This window comes from Proteiniclasticum ruminis (assembly GCF_900115135.1).
Classification (GTDB): Bacteria; Bacillota; Clostridia; order Clostridiales; family Clostridiaceae; genus Proteiniclasticum; species Proteiniclasticum ruminis_A.
The window spans coordinates 123,367-145,467 of the sequence record NZ_FOVK01000002.1 but is presented as its reverse complement, the minus strand read 5'-3'; the positions used below and the strand labels follow the sequence as shown (position 1 = coordinate 145,467).

Annotated in this window: 22 protein-coding genes; 2 read left to right on the top strand and 20 right to left on the bottom strand. The window is 45.9% G+C overall.

Translation table 11 applies throughout. The features are described 5' to 3' along the window. Nucleotides 1-8 precede the first annotated feature (8 nt). Entirely contained in the window at nt 9-1,259 is a 1,251-nt protein-coding gene (locus tag BM243_RS05355; RefSeq protein WP_074911163.1) for a lactate/malate family dehydrogenase, read from the top strand. Between the two features lie 59 nt (nt 1,260-1,318). On the opposite strand, the gene BM243_RS05350 is transcribed toward BM243_RS05355, so the two are convergent. Next, a complete protein-coding gene (locus tag BM243_RS05350; protein ID WP_074911161.1) occupies nt 1,319-4,549 on the bottom strand; it encodes a 5'-nucleotidase C-terminal domain-containing protein in 3,231 nt (1,076 codons plus the stop codon). Between the two features lie 271 nt (nt 4,550-4,820). Here BM243_RS05350 and BM243_RS05345 point away from each other — a divergent pair, with 271 nt between their 5' ends. Continuing rightward, nucleotides 4,821-5,663 (top strand): PHP domain-containing protein, encoded by an 843-nt coding sequence (locus BM243_RS05345; protein WP_074911160.1) that lies wholly within the window; start codon nt 4,821-4,823, stop codon nt 5,661-5,663. An 89-nt stretch (nt 5,664-5,752) separates the two neighbouring features. Here BM243_RS05345 and nagB read toward each other — a convergent pair whose 3' ends face one another. From nagB to BM243_RS05250, 19 genes are all read right to left on the bottom strand, one after another. Then, complete coding sequence (gene nagB / locus BM243_RS05340; RefSeq protein ID WP_074911158.1) at nt 5,753-6,478, bottom strand: glucosamine-6-phosphate deaminase; 726 nt, start codon at nt 6,476-6,478, stop codon at nt 5,753-5,755. 250 nt (nt 6,479-6,728) lie between these two features. Next, nucleotides 6,729-7,595, bottom strand: coding sequence for a DMT family transporter (locus BM243_RS05335; protein WP_242943520.1), 867 nt, complete (start codon nt 7,593-7,595; stop codon nt 6,729-6,731). 152 nt (nt 7,596-7,747) lie between these two features. Further along, the gene (locus tag BM243_RS05330) at nt 7,748-10,399 is read right to left on the bottom strand and encodes an ABC transporter permease (protein ID WP_074911155.1); all 2,652 of its coding nucleotides are present in this window, start codon (nt 10,397-10,399) and stop codon (nt 7,748-7,750) included. Beyond that, nucleotides 10,396-11,079: an ABC transporter ATP-binding protein gene (locus tag BM243_RS05325; protein WP_074911154.1), complete on the bottom strand. Its 684-nt coding sequence runs from the start codon at nt 11,077-11,079 to the stop codon at nt 10,396-10,398. Before BM243_RS05325 ends, BM243_RS05330 begins: the two co-directional genes overlap by 4 nt. Nucleotides 11,080-11,173: 94 nt before the next feature. After that, the gene (locus BM243_RS05320) at nt 11,174-12,178 is read right to left on the bottom strand and encodes a sensor histidine kinase (RefSeq protein WP_074911152.1); all 1,005 of its coding nucleotides are present in this window, start codon (nt 12,176-12,178) and stop codon (nt 11,174-11,176) included. Then, complete coding sequence (locus tag BM243_RS05315) at nt 12,175-12,852, bottom strand: response regulator transcription factor (protein WP_074911151.1); 678 nt, start codon at nt 12,850-12,852, stop codon at nt 12,175-12,177. Before BM243_RS05315 ends, BM243_RS05320 begins: the two co-directional genes overlap by 4 nt. Before the next feature lie 184 nt (nt 12,853-13,036). Further along, complete coding sequence (locus tag BM243_RS05310) at nt 13,037-13,477, bottom strand: Fur family transcriptional regulator (RefSeq protein ID WP_074911149.1); 441 nt, start codon at nt 13,475-13,477, stop codon at nt 13,037-13,039. Nucleotides 13,478-13,578: 101 nt separating this feature from the next. Further along, on the bottom strand, nt 13,579-14,511 hold the full coding sequence (gene hprK / locus BM243_RS05305) for an HPr(Ser) kinase/phosphatase (RefSeq protein ID WP_074911147.1): 933 nt from the start codon (nt 14,509-14,511) through the stop codon (nt 13,579-13,581). 9 nt (nt 14,512-14,520) lie between these two features. After that, a complete protein-coding gene (locus BM243_RS05300) occupies nt 14,521-14,709 on the bottom strand; it encodes a DUF896 domain-containing protein (protein ID WP_074911145.1) in 189 nt (62 codons plus the stop codon). A 341-nt stretch (nt 14,710-15,050) separates the two neighbouring features. Continuing rightward, nucleotides 15,051-15,446, bottom strand: coding sequence for a hypothetical protein (locus BM243_RS05290; protein ID WP_074911144.1), 396 nt, complete (start codon nt 15,444-15,446; stop codon nt 15,051-15,053). Beyond that, the gene (locus BM243_RS05285) at nt 15,439-15,705 is read right to left on the bottom strand and encodes a DUF1292 domain-containing protein (RefSeq protein ID WP_074911142.1); all 267 of its coding nucleotides are present in this window, start codon (nt 15,703-15,705) and stop codon (nt 15,439-15,441) included. Before BM243_RS05285 ends, BM243_RS05290 begins: the two co-directional genes overlap by 8 nt. A 2-nt stretch (nt 15,706-15,707) precedes the next feature. Then, entirely contained in the window at nt 15,708-15,878 is a 171-nt protein-coding gene (locus BM243_RS15220) for a hypothetical protein (RefSeq protein ID WP_177213464.1), read from the bottom strand. Between the two features lie 23 nt (nt 15,879-15,901). Beyond that, complete coding sequence (locus BM243_RS05280; RefSeq protein WP_074911141.1) at nt 15,902-16,540, bottom strand: V-type ATP synthase subunit D; 639 nt, start codon at nt 16,538-16,540, stop codon at nt 15,902-15,904. Between the two features lie 2 nt (nt 16,541-16,542). Continuing rightward, nucleotides 16,543-17,931, bottom strand: coding sequence for a V-type ATP synthase subunit B (locus tag BM243_RS05275; RefSeq protein WP_031576494.1), 1,389 nt, complete (start codon nt 17,929-17,931; stop codon nt 16,543-16,545). Further along, nucleotides 17,924-19,687 carry a V-type ATP synthase subunit A gene (locus BM243_RS05270; RefSeq protein ID WP_074911139.1) on the bottom strand — a complete coding sequence of 588 codons (1,764 nt, stop codon included), beginning with the start codon at nt 19,685-19,687 and terminating at the stop codon, nt 17,924-17,926. The genes BM243_RS05275 and BM243_RS05270 overlap by 8 nt, the downstream gene beginning before the upstream one ends. Before the next feature lie 13 nt (nt 19,688-19,700). After that, a complete protein-coding gene (locus BM243_RS05265) occupies nt 19,701-20,009 on the bottom strand; it encodes a V-type ATP synthase subunit F (protein ID WP_031576492.1) in 309 nt (102 codons plus the stop codon). Beyond that, complete coding sequence (locus tag BM243_RS05260) at nt 20,002-21,003, bottom strand: V-type ATP synthase subunit C (RefSeq protein ID WP_074911137.1); 1,002 nt, start codon at nt 21,001-21,003, stop codon at nt 20,002-20,004. The genes BM243_RS05265 and BM243_RS05260 overlap by 8 nt, the downstream gene beginning before the upstream one ends. Nucleotides 21,004-21,013: 10 nt before the next feature. Further along, entirely contained in the window at nt 21,014-21,568 is a 555-nt protein-coding gene (locus tag BM243_RS05255; protein ID WP_074911135.1) for a V-type ATP synthase subunit E, read from the bottom strand. Between the two features lie 43 nt (nt 21,569-21,611). Next, on the bottom strand, nt 21,612-22,091 hold the full coding sequence (locus tag BM243_RS05250; protein ID WP_074911134.1) for a V-type ATP synthase subunit K: 480 nt from the start codon (nt 22,089-22,091) through the stop codon (nt 21,612-21,614). Between the last annotated feature and the right edge of the window lie 10 nt (nt 22,092-22,101).

Here is a 22,101-nt window from a genome sequence, read left to right as displayed (position 1 = left end):
GACTTTATTTGTTTAAAAAAGCAGAACTCATGGCAATCCTCGCACAGCAAATGCCCGCTTCTGAAATGGAAAAAAACGCATTTCTGAAGCTCCTTCCAGAGGGTCTTCTGAAGGAAACAAAAGAAATCCTCGAGGATTCCGCTAAAACAACCGAGCTTGTAGAAACCCTGAACGCAACCCTTCAGGAGAAAAAGCCTGTGTTCATGATCCTTGAAAAGGAAATGAGCCCCGGCAGATTCATTGCTTCCACTTTAGAGGAGCTTCTAGAAAGAGACACCACTGATCTTATTGTAAAGGGCAGCACTTCCCTGCCCTTTCCCGTCTACCTTCTGAAAGAAAACGACTGGAATTTCATGGAAGAGCTCATGAAGAAAGAAAAACCCTTCACCGTCTCCATTCTGGGGCTGGGTGATGTGGGTGGCACTCTTCTCATGGGTCTGCGCCTCCTGGGTCGTGATGTGCTGAAGGAGATCCGGATCTTTGATCTGGATGCGAAGAAAAGACGCAGATATTATCTGGAAATCAACGAAGTCAGTGATGGCACAGACCTTCCTCCAGTAAAAGAGGTTGGTATCGAGGAAGTTTTTGATACTGACGTCTTAGTATTCACAGTATCAGTCTATATTCCGCCTCTGGATACAACGCTTCAGGACGTACGTCTGGTGCAGTTTGACAAAAACAGGAAAATCCTCTTAAGCTATGCCAAGCAAGCGGAGCAGCACGGTTTTAAAGGCTACTACTTTATTGTTTCTGACCCCGTGGATCTGTTATGCATGAACCTTATGGAAGAAGGCGGCATTGGAAGCCATCGAATCAGAGGATTCGGTCTTGGCGTCATGGAAGCCAGAGCCCGGTTCATCGCCAGTGAAAAAGACCAGCTGAAAGAGGATCTCAGAACCTATGGTCCTCATGGAAGAGGGCTCATTGTGGTCAATTCACTGAAATACTATGATGAAGAGATTTCAAAGGAACTGACCCATCTGACAGAGCGTGAGAACTTCCGGGTGCGGGAAACAGGATTCAAGCCTTATATCGCCCCTGCCCTCTCCTCGGGCGCCATTTCCATTGTGAAGGCATTAAAGGGCGAAGAACACCTTTCTACCTTCTATAACGGAAAAGTCTTCATGGGCGCTAGAAACAGGCTCATGGGCAGCTTTACTCTGACAGAGAAAGTATCCTTCGAGCCGCTCAGACCCCTCTTGAAAGAAACAGAAGAACTGCTTCTTTCATTTTATGTAAAAAAAGGTTCCATCGAATAAGAAGGTGAACCTGAAAGGACCCCGGACATCATGTCCGGGGTCCTTGCTCTATGTAAGATTTATGAAACTTTTTTCTTGTCTTTTCTGGAAATATATCCACCTGCTATGAGGGAAATCAGTCCAAGACCATAGAAGGCACCTGAACTTGCTGCACCTGTTGCAGGTAGCGTTGGCTTTTCAGGTTTAGGTTCTTCTGGCTTAGGCTCTTCTGGCTTAGGCTCTTCTGGTGTTGGATTCTCAGATGTTGTATCTTCACCAATGTGCAGGTGTTCCAGGAAGGTATGGGAAATTTCTTCTTCTTCTCGGATCATATCTGCAATCAGATCTCTAACTGGGATATATGTATCTACAACGTCTGTCGCCTTACTGAAGTCGTAGTTGTCTCCACCAGTCAGAAGGAAGTCCAGTGTGGATACGGTATAGGTTGCATCGTCCTTCACCAGGGTTCCATCCAGAAGTCTGATGCTGGAAATTCTTTCGCCTGCTGGCTGATCTTTGTCATACCAAACTTCCACGCCATAGAACTGTCCAGGTCTGAAACTGTCCGGATGCAGACCATGCTCCAGAAGCTTCTTCAGTTCTGCACCTGTAACCTTCATGGTCACAAGAGTATTGTCGAATGGCAGAAGCTCGTACATGAGACCCATGGTGATTTCTCCTGCCTCGAAGCCTCTTCTGATTCCTCCGCCGTTGACGATGGCGATCTGAGTGTTTCCAAGCTCAGCCAGGGATTTTGCAATAAACTGTCCCATTGGGCTTAGCTGCATTGTGTCGGTGTCATGAGGCAGATCATTCTTTAAGGTTCCAAGAACTTCACCAAGAATTGGCTGAAGCTCAGTGTAGTAATTTTTAATGATAGCCGCCACAGCTTCATCTTCGGTAAGACTTGGAATCAGTTCAGTAAGGTTCGTTACAGAAGCGGTAACATCTTCCAGTACTACGTCCTCGTCGATGACGAAGTGCAGTGACACATTAGAGATGCTTCTTCCGTTATATCCGCCTTGAACGATGTCAATTCCATTGACTTCGCCGTTCACAACCTGATGGGTGTGTCCGGTAAATATCGCATCTACACCTTCTATGCCGTTTGCGTACTCTACAATTTCACCGCTGATGACGCCGTCTTTCTGGAAGGATCCCAGATGGGTTAGCGCGATGACTGCATCTACGCCCTTCACTTCACGGAGATATTTGCTCCATTTATTGGTGGCTTCTACAGGATCGGTGAAGGTGAATCCTTCTACATTGGCTGCAGAGGTCTTGAACTTGGTTTCAGGTGTTGCGATACCAATGAATCCAACCTTAACGGTCTGTCCATTGATGATCTGATCCTGAATGATGTATGGTCTCACATAGTCATCCCATTCCACTGGTTTTGCAGAGGTCAGGACATCAATGTTGGATGCCAGATAATAGTATTCTCCGTCCTTCGCCCACTGAGGAATCAGATCACTGCCCCAGTCAAACTCATGATTTCCGATGGCAGAAGCCATCAGGTTCATTTCTTTCAGGACATCGTTCACCACCGCACCATGGGTGAGGTTGGAGATTGCTGTTCCTTGGAAGTGGTCACCGGAAGACAGGAAGTAGGTCAGCGGGTTGGTAGCCATCTTGTTTTTCAGGAAGGTAGCCATTCTAGCCAGACCAGGGTTCTTGCTGCTGCCAGTACTGTCGACGTTTCCATGGAAATCATTGATGGAGAAGTAATCGAGCTTCTTATGGATATCATAAATATTCTCCGCAAAAGTGAAGTCTATTTTTTCCATAGTTCTCAACTCATCTGCAATGAGATCTCTGAGAGGAAGATATGTATCTACAACGTCTGTTGCTCCAGAGAAATTGTACTTGTCTCCACCAGTATAGACAAAGTCAAGTGTTGATACACTATAAACGGTATCATCTTCTATTGGAGTTCCGTCAAGCAAGGTCATTCTTGTAACTCTGCTCTTGTATGGAGCAGTTCCGTCATACCAGACATTAATGCCATAGAACTGTCCTGATCTGAAGTCAGGGGAATTTATTCCATGGTCGATGAGCTCTTTGAGTTTTGCGCCAGTAACTTTTAATGTAACCAAGGTATTGTCAAATGGCAATATTGAATACATATCACCCATGGTTATGGGTCCTGCTTCAAAACCTCCTCGGATTCCACCACCATTAATGATGGCAATCTGAGTCTCTCCAAGATGTGCCATGGTTTTAGCGATGAACTGGCCCATAGGAGACACCTGTCTGTTGGTGAGATCATGAGAAATCTCATTCTCTGTCACAGTAAGTTCCTCGCTGAGGATTGGTTCAAGATCTTCCTTGTATTCATTCAAGATTGCGAGAACACCGGGATCTTCTGCTAAAGAAGCCTTCATATTACGGATATTTGCTGTGGATCCAGTTACAGAAGCCAATGTTACAGTATCGTCAGCTTCTACGTTGAAGGACAAGGAAAGCTTGCTGAGGCTTCTTCCATTATACTGTCCCTGGACAATTGGAATGTTGTTAACTATGCCATTTACCACCTGATGGGTATGTCCACTGAAAATTCCATCTACAGAAACACCATTGGCGTATTCCACGATTTCTCCAGAGATGACACCATCCTTCTGGAAAGAGCCCAGATGGGTAAGTGCAATTACTGCATCTACTTTTTCAACATCTCTTAAATGTGTTGTCCATGTATTTGTTGCTTCCACTGGATCTGTAAATTCGAATCCAACCACATTCTCAGCAGCAACTTTGTAAGAGGTTTCAGGAGTAGCAATACCAATGAAGCCAACCTTAATGGTCTTGCCGTCCACAGTGACATTGTGCACATAGTAAGGCTCTACATAGTCATCCCATTCGGCTGGCTTTTTGTCCGCCTCCACTTCAATGTTAGACGCAACAAATGGGAAACCGCCGCTTTTCGCCCATAGTGGAATCCGCTCTGCACCCCAGTCAAACTCATGGTTACCCACTGCTGAAGTCAGCATCTCCATGTGTGCCAGGATATCATTGACAACTTCTCCATAAGTCAGGTTGGAAATTGGAGATCCTTGGTACTGATCTCCTGCTGACACAAAGAATGTGTTTGGATTCTTTGCTTTCTCTCCAAGCAGATAGGTTTGAATTCTTGCAATGCCAGGATTGCTGCTGCTTGCAGAATCATCCACAGTTCCATGGAAATCGTTGATAGAGATATAATCTAGAACGATGGGTTCATCTACAGCTGACACCTTCTGCATAGGTAGAACAGCAAATGAGAAAAGAAGGAGTAAGCTAACGGACAGGAATTTGGTAAAATTGCGTTTTCTCAAAAAAACACCTCCAAAATTTTTGCTAAGTTTTAGCATCTAATGCTATTATAACCTTAGAAACCGCCTGCGTTAACCGGTAAACAGCCATTTAAAGCAGGTTTAACGCATCGGTTACAAAGTGTTCTGTTTGTCGTTTACATAATAATTAATTTAGTGGATACGATTACACTTCCTCGTGTCCCTAGTTGCTTTAAGCGTTTCATGTCGATAATATTATGTCAACATATTCATGAACAACTTGTTTCTAAATTATGAACAGAGGTGAAATAGATTGAAAATAGAATTACACTGTCATACCACTTGTTCCGATGGAAGACTCACTCCGGAAGAGCTTTATCATCTGGCAAAGAAAGAAACCCTCAGCTACATGGCACTAACAGACCATGATACGGTGGATGGACACTTCCGGATGGAGGAACTCCTGAAAGAAGGATCCTTCCACTACATCCCTGGAATAGAGCTTACCACCTCCCAAAATGGAGAGAGCATCCACATCTTAGGCTATTTCAACAGTGACAGCTACAAAAACCCGGAGTTTCTTAAAGTGCTCCGAGATCTGCACGAAGCAAGAAACGAAAGAATCCGAAAATTCATCGACAATCTTAAAAAGCATTTTGATCTCACAGTGGATTATGACCATATGAGAAGGACGAACCAAGGGGTTCTCACAAGAGCAAACCTCGCCAGGGAAGTGCACCCTCTGGTACCCCATATGACCTACAACGAAGCCTTTGAGACCTATCTGGACAAGAAAAGTCCTTCCTACATCCCAAACATCAAGCTTTCTGTGGAAGACGGTATCTCTCTTCTTAAAAAGCATGGTGCAAAGGTGGTCCTTGCCCATCCTGTCATCTACAAGAAAAACACCTTGGAAGATCTTCTTTCCCATGACTTTGACGGGCTGGAGTGTTACTACTATCTGAATGACAAAGCACTGACTGAAAGGTCACTAAAGCTAGCTGAGGAGAAAAACCTGCTCATCACGGCAGGTTCTGACTACCACGGCATTCCTGGTGATGTGAAGCACGGATACCTGGGATCCATGTCCTATGATGAAAATCATCTGGCTCCATTTCTTTCCTGGTACCAGGATGGCCCCCTCTATAAGAAATAATCGAGTACGCAAAAAAACGCTCAGAGCATTTTAGCCATAGGCTGCATCTTTGAGCGTTTTAATCTATTCTTTTCTACCGTTTACTTCTCTTATAGAAGACTTGCTGCTTCCTGGTCAAGGACCACGGTAACATTAGGATGAAGTTTTAAAAGGGTTGCAGGAATCTTTGTGGTAATCACATCGCTGGCCATCTGCTGCACAGCCCAGGCCTTGTTCTTTCCAGATGCGATGAGGATGATTTTCTTGGACTTCAGAATTGCACCAACTCCCATGGTCACAGCCTTGGTTGGCACTTCTTCCTTAGATTCAAAGAATCTTGCATTGGCTTCAATGGTCTCTTCTTTCAGATCTGCCACATGGGTGTGCACCAGGAGCTCTTCTCCAGGCTCATTAAATCCGATATGCCCATTGGGTCCGATTCCCAGTACCTGAACATCCACAGAGCCCATGGAATCGATGAGTTCATCATATGCTTTCGCACCTTCTAGAAGATCTTCTGCAATACCGTTGGGTACATGGGTATTCTTCTTGTCAATGTTCACATGGTTAAAGAGGTTCACATCCATGAAGTATCGGTAGCTCTGATGATGGCTTCCATCCAGACCCACATACTCATCCAGATTAACGCTCTTCACTTCACTGAAATCAATCTCACCCTTCTTATAGAGTGCGATGAGTTCCTTGTACATGCCTTCTGGGCTGGAACCGGTGGCCAGTCCTAGAACTGCATCTTTCTTCTCTTTCAGAACATCTGCCACAAGATCTGCACTATACTTGCTGGCCTCTTCATAGGTGTCGAAAATTTTAAATTCCATATGCTTACCTCACTTTACTTTTGTTCACCTACCATCCTATCATACTTTCCGGGTAAAGTTAATGACACTCAGCGGAATTAAGAGAATGCTTGTTTTATTGAAGAAAGTATAACAAAAGGACATTTTGAAGTGAAATTAGGAAATAATTTTCAAAAATTATTAATTTCTTCATCGTTTTTGGAAATTATTTCCATATTATCTTTACTGCTTTTGGGATTGCAAAATAAATACTTCCTCATTTCTAAACTTTCTATGAAGCAGTCTCTTCCAAAGATTCTTCCACTTCCTTTTTCTCTGGGAGAATGATGGCGGTGAAAATCACCAGCGCTCCTAAGATCATCCGGAAAGTCACCACTTCTTTCAGAATCAGAATGGAGAACACCATGGCAAAAAGACTCTCCGTGGACATGATCACGGCCGCCCTGGAAGGCTTTGTGTGTTTCTGGGAGATGGTCATCATAAGGAAACAGATGGTGGTGCTGAAAACACCTAGATAAAGCACCGCCAGATATCCTCTGGGATCATGGCCCAGAATGTGGTCTCCCCGGTACAGGACACTGGCAAAGGAAAGGACAAAGGAAGTCCCCATCTGCACAAAGGTCAGTGCAATGGCATCATCCTCTTTCGCATAGGTTCCAGTGTAAAAAATATGTAAAGCAAAGGTGAAGGCACAGAGAAAACTTAGGACATCGCCGAAATTCACTGCACCAGACCACTGGAAGGAGATGAGTCCTACTCCGACCATGGCGATGGATGCCCGGACCACATCTTTTTTATTCAGCACATGCCCATGAAAAAGCACCCCAATGAAAGGGACCACCGCCACATTCACTGCTGTGAGAAAAGCATTTTTCGATGGAGTGGTCAGCTCCAGCCCCAAGGTCTGGAGAAGAAAGGATGCATACAGGAACACGCCCAGAAGCACACCATTTTTCAGTGTACGGAAAGGAATCCTCCGCATCATTTTAAAGGTCATAACCCCCAGAAGAAGTGTTGCCACAAAAAATCTTCCTGCTAAAGTCTCATAAGTTGTCAGATAGCCAAGGCCAATGGCACTGGCAATGAATCCGGATCCCCATATGATGGAGACCAATAGGAGCCCTACTTCTCCCTTCACGTTTCTCAATTCGCTCACCTTACTTTCTCGTTCTAAACTAAAGTATAGTGTATCATTTTTTCTTTCGGTTTGTCAGTGGTCTTTTGAATTTATCCAAAAGAAAAGTCTCTGAAATCCTTTAGATTCCAGAGACCTGAATTATATTTCAATTTTTACAGATTCTCATTTTTCAGTGCATCCACCGGATTGTCTTTGTGCACCTTTTCCATGGCATACCGACTGGTGGCAAACACCACAACAAACACACTGCCCACGGCAATGAAAAGGGCTGTCCAGGGCAAGAAGAACGTAAACTCAATGCCATTGCTCATGGACAGATAAATGAGGTACGTCACTCCAATGGCTACAGGAATGCCATAGAGGATGCTTTTCACACCATACAGCATGCTTTCAAAGCGCATCATCTTATCAAAGGCTTTCCTGGTCATGCCCACGGCTTTCAGCATGGCAAACTCCCGGCGTCTCAGCTGGATGTTTGTGGAAATGGTATTGAACACATTGGCGGCTGCAATGAGGGATATGAGGATGATAAATCCATAGGAGAAGATGTTCACCACAGTGATCATGGAACGTTCCTGCTCCAGGTAAGCACCATGGTTTGTAAGTCTCTGGGTGGGAAGGGAAAGACCTTCCAAAGTCTCTACCATCTCCTCGTAAGCCTCCTTATGGTTTTCAGTCTTAAAGAACAGCTCCATGGGTCTCTTTTCCTCTTCTGTCATGATGGAGCCCATCATATGGAGTGGGAAGAACAGCTTCAGCTCATGGGAATCATTGAAGTAGGCCATGGGGAGGGTTTCGATACGGTCTCCCACAGAAATCTCTTTTACCGTCAGAGCTTCAGTAAGACTCTTCAGCACTTCCTTTTCCTCCTGGTCTCTGTAGACAAGCTGTCCGTCCTTCCTCTCGCCCGTGTAGTAGATGCTGTCTCCAAAGTTCTTCAGTTCATAGAGCTCCATCATAAAGCTGCCCGATTTCAACGGTTCGAAGGTCACATATTTATTGGTGTTGTAATCATAAAAGCTTCCTTCTCCATAATAAAGTGCAGGCACTTCTCCCTCTTTGAGGTACTTCTTCTCATCGAGACCATTGTCTTTAATGAGCGCTTCATAGTTCTCCGGATCGAGGAAAGTGAGATTCACATACATCATGGACTTTCCGCTTTCTGACGTATAAGGCTTGAGCTCCATATCTTTTGTCACGTCAAAATAGCGGTCTGTTACCACTTCTTTAGGAAGAGATGCTTCGATAAAGGATTGGCTGTAGACCAGAGCTTCTTTCTCCACACCTTCCGATGTCCCGAGAAGCTCCCGGAGATCTTCCGCATTGTAATCCTCTGAGAAGATGGTATAGGTAATGTCATAGCCTTTCTCCCTCATCACCTCGCTCATGCCCCGTTCGATATAAGCCGTGAAGCTGGAGGCAGAAATGAAGAGAACGATGCTCATGAAGAGGGAGACCACCGTTGCCCGGTATTTCCGTCTGTTTCTTTTGAAGTTCTTTGCCGCCAGAAGGCCGCTGAATCCAAAAAGTCTATAGGTGACTTTTGATGTCTTCACTTTTTTCGGGTCAATGCGGATGTCATTGGAAAGCCGGATGGCATCGATGGCAGAAACACCCGCTGCTTTCTTTGCAGGGATATAGGCTGAAATCAGAACCGTCATAAGCCCCAGAAGTGATGCCACAAGAAGAGGCATCCATCCGATTCTTAGAACCAGTTCGGTTTTTACGCCAGCCTGCCAAAGATTCAAAAAGAGATGCTTCGAAAAGAAGAAGGTGAGCCCAATCCCCACAATACCAAGAAGGAGCCCCAGAGGGATACCTACAGCGCTTAACACCAGCGCTTCGAAAAACACGCTGTTCATGATCTGTTTCCGGGTTGCTCCCATGGATTTTAACAGACCATACTGCTTTGTCCGCTCGCTGATGGAAATGGAGAAGGCATTATAGATAAGAGACACAGACCCGAACATGATGATGACAGAAAGCACCGCCACCATACTGTAGAGAACAGCGTTCAGCGTGTTCTCATTGGAACTTCCGCTGTATCTTAAAAGATCATTGTTGTAGGTGATGGTCTTAGAAGGAAAGGAGGCTTCCATGAACGTATAGGTGTCTTTCATAGGGTCAATCTGAAAATACGCCTGGAAGGAATCAGGCCCTGCTCCGTCGGGCAGAGTCAGCGCCGTATACCCTGGCGCATCCTGCCGCTCAAAGGAAGGTCTTTCGTAAAACCCTACCACCTTATAAGTTCTCACTTGAAGGTCTGTAAGCTCTTCTCCCACAAGCAGCGCCATGTTCTGATAGGCCTGTTCTCCTTCATACACTCTCTGTCCTAAAGAGAGGGAAAGCACTTCCCCTTCCTTGAATCGGAGACCGCCATTATCGCCCAGATGCTCTGGAAGGAGAATCTCCTTGCTGTTTTCTGGGAGCCTGCCACTGGTCAGATGCACAGGCATGGTTTGAGAAAATCCATCTCCCATGGCCCCTACATAGATATAGGGCTTATACTCATTCCGGATCCCCTCCACCTTGGCATAACCAAGGTTCTGAAGCATCACCGTGTTCTTCACTTTTTCATGGGGTACCACTTTTTCCAGATCTTTGGCGCTGGCTTCATAGACACCGCCATGATAATCCCCCTCCTGTTCCTTCACCACCTCCAAAATATAGGTCTGAAGGCTGTACACAGAGCTTGTGACCGCTGTAAAAAGGGAAACGGATAAAATGATGCCGATGATGGTCACAAAGGTTCGGACTTTATTTTTCTTGAGATTTTCCAGGGTCACCCGGTGAAGGATATTCATTTTCTCACCACCTCATCCCGGACAATCTTTCCATCCTCGATGCTGAGGATTCTGTTGGCCTGCAGCGCGATGTTCTCATCATGGGTGATGAGGATCAGCGTCTGATTGTATTTTTTATTGGATTCCTTCAAGAGAGAGATAATCTCCTGGCTGTTCTTGGAATCCAGATTTCCAGTAGGCTCATCAGCCAGCACCACAGCCGGCGCATTCATCAGAGCTCGACCGATGGACACTCTTTGCTGCTGTCCGCCGGAAAGCTGGTTTGGCAGATGATTCTCACGCCCCTTTAGTCCCAGGGTCTCTGTAAGCTCTGTGAGCCTCTCACCGCTCACCTCTCTCCCATCCATGAGAACGGGAAGCGTCATATTCTCCGTCACATTCAACACAGGAATGAGGTTATAGAACTGGTAGATCAGCCCTACCTGTCTTCTTCGGAAGATGGCAAGCTTCTCGTCGTTCTGGGCATAGACATCCGCCCCATCCATATAGACCGTTCCGGAAGTAGGCTGGTCCACGCCACCCAGAATATGCAAAAGGGTGGATTTACCGGAGCCAGAGGGTCCGATGATGGCGACAAAGTCCCCTTTCTCCACCGAAAATGATACGTCGTCCAGGGCTTTTACCATATTGTTTCCCTCACCATAGGTTTTGGTAAGATGTTCCACTTTTAAAATTTCCATAGGTTCCTCCACTTTTCTTGATACTACCAGTATACAAACTGAACCTTACAGCTTCATGACCCGAAAGTGACACTTCTGTCACTTTCGGGTCATCTCAAGATTTATAAATTCTCAGGGTGAACTTTGCTCCACCCTCCAACGCATTCTCCGCCTTCAGGGTTCCTTTCTGCTTGGTGAGAATCATGCGGGACAGAGCAAGTCCAATGCCCACACTGTTCTCCTTGGCATTCTTCCCTTTATAGAACCGCTCAAAAAGATGCGGCAGGTCTTCTTCCGGAATACCAGGCCCCTCATCTTTTTGAACCACCTCAGTGAACAGCACATTTTCCCGGGCTTCCACAATGATCTTCTTCCCGGGCTCCATATGCTCCATGGCATTTTTGAGAAGGTTTGTCACAGCCTCTGCACTCCAGGAAAGATCGCCCAGGAAAGATGCTCCTGGCTCAAGATGAAGAACCACTTCCTGATTCCTCAGCTCCAAGGGAATCCTAAGTGGATCCAGTGCCTTTAAGAGAAGCTCCTCCACCTGGACGTTTTTTTCCTCAAAAACTGCTGTATCCGCATCCAGCTTAGCCATTTTAAGAAGAGACCCGATGAGCCAGTCAATCTGTCGAAGGTGACGCACCTCTTCCTGCAGAAGACTCCGCCTTCTATGCGCTGGAAGATCCTCTTCTTTCAGCCGCTCTGCCAGGAGAAAAAGAGTCGTCAGCGGTGTCCGCACCTGATGGGAGATGTCCTGGAGAGATTCCACCAGATGGACCTTCTCCTTTTGAAGGGCGCTCTGGTTTTCCTGAAGCTTCAGATTCATTTTGTGGATCTGAGTCCTTAAGATGGAGAGCTCTCCTTCCTCATACTGGGAGATAGGGGTGAACTGGTCCTGAAAAAGCACCTGGTCCACTTCCTTTGTGAGAAGATCGATCTTCTGATATCTTCGCTTCGTGAAGTAGAGATAAAACATCATGGAAGCAGCTCCATAGAGGGCAAGGATCAGAACGGTGTTTTCCTCGAAGAGCACATGAAAGGACAGAAATGCCAGAAGAAGGACACTTTGAAAAAGAAAAAGAAGACGGATTTCTTTGTTCCGAAAAATCCTCATCATTCTTCTCCCACCTTATAGCCAAGGCCCCGCACCGTTTTGATGATTTCCGGATTCTGAGGGTCCTCTTCTATCTTCTCCCGAAGCCTCTTGATGTACACGGTCAGGGTGTTGTCACTGACAAAGTCCCCTGCCGCATCCCAAATCTCCTCCAGAAGTTTTGTCCTTGATAAAATCATGCCTTTGTGGGACAGAAACACCAGAAGAAGACGATACTCCAAAGCCGACAAAAACACATCTTCTCCGCTCTTCTTCACCACACCTTTCACTGTATCCACAGAAAGATGCCGGATCTCCACCACACTTTGGGCTTTCCCGCTTCTTCGGAGCACATTTTTGATTCGGGAGAGAAGCTCCATGGGCCGGAAGGGCTTTTTCACATAGTCATCTGCTCCCATGTCAAAACCAGCCACCACACTGTATTCGTCACCGGATGCCGTAAGAAAGATCACCGGAAGGTCTGGCTCCTTGTCTTTGATGGCTCTGCATAAAGCAAAACCATTGCCTTCTGAAAGGGAAATATCCAGAAGACACAGATCAAAGGAATGAAGCGGCAGAAGATTCAGTGCTTCCTGCTGCCCTTTGGCATTCTCCACCCGGTAACCTTCTCTTTTCAGTATTTCTACGAGGTTCTCTACAATAGCCTTATCATCTTCCACCAGTAGAATTGTATTCATATCTGTCACCTGCGTTTCTTATGATTTTTACACTTTCTCTTACTGTACCACAGGAAGTGGTACTTCCAGCTGAAAAAGTTCTTAGAAAGTCCTGAATTTATAATTTATAAGCAATAAAAACGCCCCCTTCTTTCATTGGGAACGTAAAAAAGCAGAGGAAAAATCTCCTCTGCTTTCACCTTGACTACATGACCTTTTCTTCTTCTGTCTCCAGCGCCATACATTCTTTGCAGGTGCCCCGAAAATTGTAGATTTCCTGATCCACTTTGAACCCATGAAGATCATCAGACAGCTCATCCACATTGACCTTGATGTTCACATCAAAGATCTTGCCGCAGACATCACATTTGAAATGCCCGTGCTCCTTGGGATTATAGACATCATATCTGGCTTCATTGCTGTCAATGGGCAGCACTTCAATGAGTTTATGCTCCAGGAATAGATTCATGGTATTGTACACTGTGGCTTTGCTCAGCGTAGGAATCTCATGAATCAGCGCTTCATAAATGTCGTTTACGGATGGATGATTGTGGTGATGCATCATATATTCAAAAATTCTCTTTCGCTGATAAGAAGGCTTCACACCCTTCTCGCGAAGGTAAACATCTATGTTGTTTACAATCATCTTTTTCACCTCTATTTATAATGAATTTAATTTAGTTTAATTATAGATTAAATTCAGCACAATTACAAGTCTTCCATGACATTCAAGGTCTTAAGAGAGTCTTATTTTTCTTCCTGCTCTGCCATGAGCCTCTGGCTCACTTCTCTCATACGCTCGTCAATGACCTCAGCCGGGGAAACTTTGGAGATTCTGGAGTAGCGGTAGTTGGCCGCTGCCGCTTCGATGATGATGGAGATGTTTCTTCCGCTTCTCACAGGAACCACCAGTTTCTTCACCTTGACCCCTAGAATTTCCTCAAACTCATCCATGCCCAAACGGTCATAATCTCCGTCATCTCTCCAGTGTTCCAGATGGAGAATGAAATCAATCCTCTTGTTGGGAATCATGGTGGAAAGACCATACAGGGCGGACACATCAATGATGCCAAGTCCTCTCACCTCCATCATGCCGAAGGTGATTTCAGGACATCTGCCCCGAAGGACCCCGTCCACTGCGCGGATATCCACCGCATCATCTGCCACCAGCCTATGGCCTCTTTTCAGAAGCTCCAGGGTTGCCTCACTTTTACCGATGCCGCTGACCCCTGTGATAAAGACCCCCATACCATATATGTCTACTAAAGTGCCATGAAGCCTGGTCTCTGGTGCAATCTCGTTGGAGAGATACATGGTCAGTCTGGAAATAAAGATGGTGGAAGAAAGCTTCGTTCTAAGCACCCATCTTTTGTTTCGTCTGGCTGCGGATAAAAGCTCCTCATGGGGCTCCAGATTCCTGGTCATGATGATGCAGGGAATCTCATGGGCCATGAACTTCTCCAGTCTTTTCTCCCGGAGCGCAGGAATCAGTTCATCCAGAAAGCTCCACTCTCCCATGCCGATGACCTGAACACGGTCTTTGGAAAAATAATTGTAGAACCCTGCCAGCTGAAGACCTGGTCGGTTGATGTCATTGATGGTCATTTCACTGTTGATGGTTCCTTCCTGAAGCACCTCCAGGTCAAACTCCTTGATGAGATTTTTCACTTTAACAGACATAACGGCCTCCTACTTCTTTCCTTTGTAATAAACCCCCTGAAGACTGCCTCGCATACTCTGGCGGATCCTCTTCAGATATTCTTCGCGGTACGCCGCGCGTTCTTTCTCTTCTTCTTCTGTCAGGTCTCTTTCTCTTGTCATTGCTGTAAATTCATTGATTTTTGCCACGAGCTCGTCGTGGGGTATCTCATTGTACATTTTATTCCTCCACATATGAAAATTGCTCTGCAGTGAAGCAGAGCAATCATAATCATTTAAGTTCCCGACATGCCGTTCACCTATGAATCCATACCTGCCCTCAGCAGGTGGGTTCGCCTCAAGAAAATTATCTATCTTCTTACGTTCCTAGGAAAAGGTAGCTACCATTTAAGCCTGATATCATTCTCTCTGTTAGCAATCCCGGATCTATAATGTAGGTTGAATATATAGGCTACACGAACACTTCAGGATTTCTTGATTAACTTTATTATAGCACAAATCCTGTATTTTTCAATAAAAGCCCCGGGCCATTTTCTTAATATTCAAATAACATTAAAGCTTTACATCTCCAGTTCGTCCAGAATATCTTCCAGATCCTTATCCAGATCTCCCTTGGAGAACAGCATTGCCACTTGGATGGTGTCTGGCTCTTCCGGATCCATTTCATAGGTCAGGTACTGTGCGTCAATGCCCTCTTCATCGATGAGCTCCTCAAAGACTTCGCCAAGATTATCCACGGCAAGATCCACCAGATAGTTCATCAAATACTCTTCAGAAGCTTCTTCGTCTTCCTCATCTGTGATCTGTCCTTCTGCGTAAGCCTTGGCAGCTTCCATCTCTTCGTCGTCAAAATCATAGAAGGCTGTAGCCACGATGAGCCCTTCTTCTTCTCTGATGATGTCTACGTCTGTGAGTCCGTTGTTTTCCAGATATTCTAAAATATTGTCCTTATTCATTCTTACCACCCTCATTGTACAGTAGATTTTTGTATTCCTTCTTGACCTTCATGAACTCCTCGTCACTTTCAATGGCATTGAGTTCTTCCTGTCCTTCTTTATTCACATCCACACGGTATACATATTCATCGGCACTCTCGTCATCCAGTGGTGCCAGAATAAGATACTTCTGCTCTTCCAGATAGATTTCCGCCACGGCTTCCAGTTCTACAACGTTGCCTTCTACGTCTTTGAATTTTAATATGGTTTTATCTTCCAAGTTCAATCAACTCCTATCACATTTAGATGATACCATTTAGAGCCTCTACTATTCAAGAAATATTTGAAGAACGAAGCTTTCATACAGTCGTGCTTTCTTCCAGTCATGCTCTCTTCCTCTTCTTCTTTTCTTGCATAGGAAAAGAGGAAACTTAGAGAAAAGTTTTCTCTCATCAGTTTCCTCTTTCCTATAAAGCTTACGCCTTCTGGATGATATCCTTCACCTTCATGAGTCTTGTGATGGTACCACGTTCGTTCTCATCCAGCTTCATGCGGATGAACTTGATGGTTTCCTTCAGCTCAGGAATGGTTCTGTATTCCAGGGCATTTACTCTTCTTCTTGTCTTTTCAATTTCGTCTGCCATGAGCTGACAGGACTTTTCCACTTCCGCCAGTTCCAGAAGCTGGGGCATGATGGCATAGAGCCTGGAGATGGCATCGTCAAGCTCTGAAGACGTCTGGGCATATCCGTAAGGATAGATGCTGCCAGGATCATCCTGAAGCTTTCGGACGAAGTTCATCACAGGCACATTGACGCTCATGACGTTCTTCTGACGGATGTCCACGGTGATCTCCTCTTTGGGGATGGCCACCGCTTCTTCCAGAAACTCTGGACTCATGATGGCGGAAGAGACGAGAAACTCTTTGAACACTTCAATAAGCTCCTTCTCCACGTTCTCACGGAGCGCTTTGTTTCTTCGGATCATCTCAATGAATCTTCTCATAAGCTCATCCTGCTTGTCCTTGAGAAGCTTATGACCTCTGGAAGCAGTAACCAGTCTGGCTTTCAGCTTGGTGAGCTCCATACGGGTTGGATTCACGTTCAGTGTAGCCATGATTACTCAACTCCTTCAGCGGCCTTTGGCATATACCTCTCAATATATTCATCACGGATTCTCTTCAGCTCGTTCTTTGGCAGAATGGTGAGAAGTTCCCACCCAAGCTCTAAGGTATCGGTGATTTCTCTGTTGGTTTCATATCCTTGGCTGACATATCTCTTTTCAAAAGCGTCCGCAAAGTTCGCAAAAGCCTTGTCAGATTCAGACAGGGCAGATTCTCCAAGAATAACAGAAAGCTCTTTCGCTTCCTTACCGGTTGCGTAAGCCGCAAACAGCTGATTCATGGTGTCCGCATGGTCTTCTCTGGTCTTGCCGCGGCCGATACCCTTATCCTTCAGACGGGACAGGGATGGGAGCACGTCAATGGGTGGCTCGATGCCTCTCTTGTAGAGATCTCTTGACAGGATGATCTGACCTTCGGTGATATATCCGGTCAGGTCAGGAATCGGATGGGTCTTGTCATCTTCAGGCATGGTAAGAATTGGGATCTGGGTGATGGACCCGGCTCTTCCCTTGATTCTTCCAGCTCTTTCATAGATGGTGGAAAGGTCTGTATAAAGGTATCCAGGATATCCACGTCTTCCTGGTACTTCTTTTCTGGCAGCAGAAGTCTCACGGAGCGCTTCTGCGTAGTTTGTCAGGTCAGTCAGAATAACAAGAACCTGCATGCCCTGCTCAAAAGCAAGATACTCTGCACAGGTCAGCGCCATTCTTGGGGTTGCGATTCTTTCGATGGCAGGGTCATTGGCAAGATTCATAAAGAGCACAGCACGGTCGATGGCGCCGGTCTTTTTAAAGTCGTCAATGAAGAACTCTGCTTCTTCGAAGGTGATACCGATGGCACCAAAGACCACCGCAAACTTATCTCCCTTACCAAGCACTCTCGCCTGTCTTGCAATCTGCGCTGCAAGCTCTGCGTGAGGAAGTCCTGAACCGGAGAAAATTGGCAGCTTCTGTCCTCTTACCAGGGTATTCAGACCATCGATGGCTGAGATACCAGTCTGGATAAACTCAGACGGATAGTCTCTGGAAACTGGGTTAATAGGCACACCATTGATGTCCATACGGGCTTCCGGAATGATCTCTGGTCCACCATCTTTTGGACGGCCAAGACCGTCGAAAATACGGCCGATCATACTCTCGGAAACACCCAGTTCAAGGGGCTTTCCAAGGAATCTTACTTTTGTGCCTTTGAGGTTGATACCGGTGGAGCCTTCAAAGAGCTGAACCATGGCTTTGTCTCCATTGATTTCAAGAACTCTTCCTCTTCTTTTCTCTCCGGTCTGAAGCTCGATTTCCACAAGCTCCTCGTACTTGACGCCTTCAACGCCTTCTACAACCATCAGGGGTCCTACAACTTCTGTAACGGATCTGTATTCTTTAAGCATTTAGGATCCCTCCTTCTGCAATGAGATCATCAATAACCTTGGTCAGTTCCACTTTGATGTCCTTAATCTTTTCAATGTCTTTCTCTTCCAGATACTTGGCTCTTGCAATACGGTCTCTTACTTCAAGATTGATGAGATCATTGAGGTAAATGCCGTTCTTCAAAGCTCTCTGGCCTTCATGGTAGAAATGCAGCACAAGATCCAGCATGAGGTTCTGCTTGTCCAAAGAAGAATAGGTATCCACTTCGTGGAACGCATTCTGCTGAAGGAAGTCTTCTCGGATGGATTTTGCCGCTTCCAGCTTCAGCTGGTCTGCTTCAGAAAGAGAATCACGTCCTACCAGTCTTACGATTTCCTGGAGAGAGGATTCTTCCTGTAGAAGGGCCATGGCCTTGGTTCTGTTTGCAGAGAACTCATTATCCACATTCTTGTCCATCCAACCGTCTACTTTACTCTGATACAAGGAGTAAGAGTTCATCCAGTTGATGGCTGGGAAGTGTCTTCTGTACGCAAGGCTTGCGTCCAGTCCCCAGAACACCTTAACAATTCTTAGGGTTGCCTGGGATACAGGCTCAGAAATATCTCCTCCTGGAGGGGATACAGCACCGATGATGGTGAGGGCACCGATTCTTTCATCAGAACCGTAACACTTCACCTTACCTGCTCTTTCGTAGAATTCCGCTGCACGGGAACCAAGATACGCTGGGTATCCTTCGTCACCAGGCATTTCTTCCAGTCTTCCGGACATTTCTCTTAAAGCTTCTGCCCATCTGGAAGTGGAGTCTGCCATGATGGCTACACTGTAGCCCATGTCTCTGAAATACTCCGCAATGGTGATTCCTGTATAGATGGAAGCTTCTCTCGCTGCCACAGGCATATTGGAAGTGTTTGCAATAAGCACGGTTCTCTTCATGAGAGACTCTCCTGTCTTTGGATCCTTGATTTCAGGGAATTCCAGAAGTACGTCGGTCATCTCATTTCCACGTTCTCCGCAGCCTACATACACTACGATCTCAGAATCTGCCCACTTAGCCAGCTGATGCTGCACAACAGTCTTACCGGAACCAAAAGGTCCTGGAACTGCCGCAGTTCCTCCCTTTGTGATGGGGAAGAAGGTATCGATGACTCTCTGCCCGGTGATGAGCGGAGCATCTGGGTTGATTTTGTTCTGATATCCACGTCCACGTCTTACAGGCCACTTCTGAAGCATGGTGATTTCCTCACCGGACTCCAGTACACAGACTGTATCTAATATTGTGAACTCACCTTCCTTGATTTCCTTCACCACACCACTCTTGCCATAAGGCACCATGATCTTGTGAAGCACAACGGAAGTCTCCTGCACAGTACCCAGCACATCTCCCTGGGAGACAGCATCTCCAGGCTTCACTGCAGGTGTGAAATTCCAAAGTTTTTCTCTGTTCAGGGATGGTACAACCACTCCCTTTTCTAGGAAGTCACCCACTTGTTCCATAATCGCATTAAGAGGTCTCTGGATTCCGTCAAACATGGACTCGATAAGTCCAGGTCCCAGTTCCACTGAAAGTGGCTCTCCTGTGGTGTACACAGGTTCTCCAGGTCCGATTCCGGTGGTTTCTTCGTAAACCTGAATCGAAGCACGGTCTCCTCTCATTTCGATGATTTCACCAATGAGCTTTCTATCTGAAACTTGAACCACGTCATAGACGTTGGCTTCATCCATCCCCTCTGCTACAACAAGGGGGCCGGACACTTTAATTATTTTTCCGACTTTCATTAGAGCGCTCCTTCTATAAAATATTTGAACCGACGGCCTTCTCCACGTTCTCATTGATTCTGTTCAGGCCAATATTAAGACTACCCTGATTGCTGGGGATTAAAATCACCGCAGGCACAGGTTCTCTGTTGTACCGCTCAATGGACTCTGGGATGAGTTCAGCCGACTGTTCAGTGATAAAGACAATACCATATTTATTCTTGGCGAGAGTATCCAAGGTTTTCCTTGTTTCCTCCGCACCGATGACCGGATACACATCCACTCCAAGTGCCTTGAATGGCAGAATGGAGTCTTTGTCTCCGATGACGCCGATTTTATACATACAAATCACGCAACCTTTCCCGGATGGTCTCTGGAGAAAGCTTATTGATCTTGGAGACCATGATGATTCTAAGAGCCTTCACTTCTGCTTCCTTCGCATGAAGGTAAGAGAAGAGAGGTTCCGGTCCGAAGATCACATTTTTGGATCCTTTGTTGAGATTCATCAGCTCATTGTCTGCGATCTTTTCAAACTCACTGAGTCTTCCGGTTTTTCTGAAGGCTTCCAGACCTAGAAGAATGGGCTTTGCAAGCTTTTCATTCTTCAGCTTCACCATGATGGTGTCCAAAGAGTCATGGATGGCATAAAGCAAGGTCTCCCGCTCAATGTTTCCCCCTGGAAGAAGCACTTCCTCCAGGAACTTCAGATCCTTATCCATCTTCTTCACACGGATGAGGGTTCTGACATTGGCAAAATCCACCTGGTTTTTCACATACTCCTCAAAGAGAGGTATCTTTGTATCCTTGGCGATCTGTCCGAGATGCTCATAGTAGGATCTGTCCAGAAGGATATCAATCCTCTGGGGATCTTCAGTTTTTTCATAATCAGAAAGAACCTGAAGCAGCGCTTCTCTTATCGGTTCTTCCAGTTCCCGGTAGTCCCCGGTAGCCAAAGCTGTTTTCACTTTGCCCATGTCCCGCACTCCGTAAGGAACCAGAAGATGGGAAAGTGGTTTTCCTGAGATTTTTTCTTTGACCAGCACTTTCAGATTATGATAGTCATACTTCATGGCCAGAAGATCTTTGATGACGTTCTCCCCGGTGAGTTCATCCATCAGGTGATACACCCTTTTCATCTCAAGGGCCAGGACCTGTTCGTAGTCCTCCACTCTCTTGAGGTTTCCAAGATGCTGCTGATATTCGGTCTCACCAAGGATCTTCATCACTTCTTCCAGATCTTGGGCATCTGCCATTCTTTCCAGTCTTGCACGGGTCAGGAGCCGCTTTTCAAGAACCTTGATTCTGATCACAGCTTGGGAAAAATCCATTCTGTTCATGAAATCCCTCCTATTCCCTGAATAATGTGCTTGCTACATCTTTGACCAATTCTTCTCTGTAAAAATCCACCATATCGTTAAAGTTGTAATTGAGGGAGATTTTCTCATCCTGGATCTCAAACCCGGAAGTTACGGCGTCTTCAGACACCTTCAGGGGCAGACCCAGATTTTTCACGGCTTCTTTATATTCTTCCTTGACCTTCAGAGTTTCAGTACCCTTCAGGTGTAAGGAAGCTACGGTGTTCGTCAGAAAAGCGATGTACTCTTCCTGTGGAAGATGGGCAAGCTTTTCCTTTGCCTTTTCAAACACCTGGTCGATGACCTTTTGTTTTCCATTCAACAGTTCATTCCGGCGGTTCACTTCCGCATTCGAAACGATTCTTTCTTTCAGAAGATTGGCCTCAAATTTGGCCTTATCCAGCATCTTCTCCTTCTTCTCTTCAGCCTCTCTTACTTTCTTGGCAATGACATCTTCCTCAAAAGCCTTGGCGTCACGGAGCTGGAGGTCCGCCTGGATCTTTGCTTCTTCCAGAATCTTTTCTGTCAAATTTTCCAGATTGGACATGAACTCACTTCCTTTTTCTGTTATTTCGCTTTGACAGGCTTTCTTAGAATGTTACAGAAGAAAGCAGAATCAGAGACATAACGAATGCAAGAAGTGCGTAGGTCTCAACCATTACCGCATAGATGATACCCTTTGTGGAGTGCTCTTCGTTCTTTGCAAGAATCGCAAGACCAGCAGCTGCTACCTTCGCCTGGAACACTGCAGAGTAGTATCCTACAAATGCGATGGGAAGACATGCAAAGAGAATGTACATACCATTGGCAAAAGACATACCTGCAGAAAGGCTGCCAAGGGACATCAGACCGATAACGAATCCATACAGACCCTGGGTACCAGGAAGCAGCTGAAGCACAAGGGACTTACCGAATTTTTCTGGTTCTTCAATAACCAGTCCAGTAGCCGCTTCACCCACGATACCAACACCCTTTGCAGACCCCATACCGGATAGGATAACTGCTAAAGCAACCCCAATTACCGCAAAAATAACTCCACCATTTTCAATTAACGCTTGTCCAAAATTCATTTTGATTTCC

Bases quoted from the DNA above. Each gene is read 5' to 3' on its own strand.
- BM243_RS05290 (WP_074911144.1), bottom strand. From the start codon at position 15,446: ATGAATAAGGACAATATTTTAGAATATCTGGAAAACAACGGACTCACA.
- BM243_RS05250 (WP_074911134.1), bottom strand. From the start codon at position 22,091: ATGAATTTTGGACAAGCGTTAATTGAAAATGGTGGAGTTATTTTTGCG.
- BM243_RS05315 (WP_074911151.1), bottom strand. From the start codon at position 12,852: ATGAATACAATTCTACTGGTGGAAGATGATAAGGCTATTGTAGAGAAC.
- hprK (WP_074911147.1), bottom strand. From the start codon at position 14,511: ATGTCTGTTAAAGTGAAAAATCTCATCAAGGAGTTTGACCTGGAGGTG.
- BM243_RS05300 (WP_074911145.1), bottom strand. From the start codon at position 14,709: ATGTACAATGAGATACCCCACGACGAGCTCGTGGCAAAAATCAATGAA.
- BM243_RS05265 (WP_031576492.1), bottom strand. From the start codon at position 20,009: ATGTATAAAATCGGCGTCATCGGAGACAAAGACTCCATTCTGCCATTC.
- BM243_RS05330 (WP_074911155.1), bottom strand. From the start codon at position 10,399: ATGAATATCCTTCACCGGGTGACCCTGGAAAATCTCAAGAAAAATAAA.
- BM243_RS05275 (WP_031576494.1), bottom strand. From the start codon at position 17,931: ATGCTTAAAGAATACAGATCCGTTACAGAAGTTGTAGGACCCCTGATG.
- nagB (WP_074911158.1), bottom strand. From the start codon at position 6,478: ATGGAATTTAAAATTTTCGACACCTATGAAGAGGCCAGCAAGTATAGT.
- BM243_RS05320 (WP_074911152.1), bottom strand. From the start codon at position 12,178: ATGATGAGGATTTTTCGGAACAAAGAAATCCGTCTTCTTTTTCTTTTT.
- BM243_RS15220 (WP_177213464.1), bottom strand. From the start codon at position 15,878: ATGAGAGAAAACTTTTCTCTAAGTTTCCTCTTTTCCTATGCAAGAAAA.
- BM243_RS05270 (WP_074911139.1), bottom strand. From the start codon at position 19,687: ATGAAAGTCGGAAAAATAATTAAAGTGTCCGGCCCCCTTGTTGTAGCA.
- BM243_RS05260 (WP_074911137.1), bottom strand. From the start codon at position 21,003: ATGAACAGAATGGATTTTTCCCAAGCTGTGATCAGAATCAAGGTTCTT.
- BM243_RS05310 (WP_074911149.1), bottom strand. From the start codon at position 13,477: ATGATTGTAAACAACATAGATGTTTACCTTCGCGAGAAGGGTGTGAAG.
- BM243_RS05325 (WP_074911154.1), bottom strand. From the start codon at position 11,079: ATGGAAATTTTAAAAGTGGAACATCTTACCAAAACCTATGGTGAGGGA.
- BM243_RS05280 (WP_074911141.1), bottom strand. From the start codon at position 16,540: ATGGCTACACTGAACGTGAATCCAACCCGTATGGAGCTCACCAAGCTG.
- BM243_RS05255 (WP_074911135.1), bottom strand. From the start codon at position 21,568: ATGTCCAATCTGGAAAATTTGACAGAAAAGATTCTGGAAGAAGCAAAG.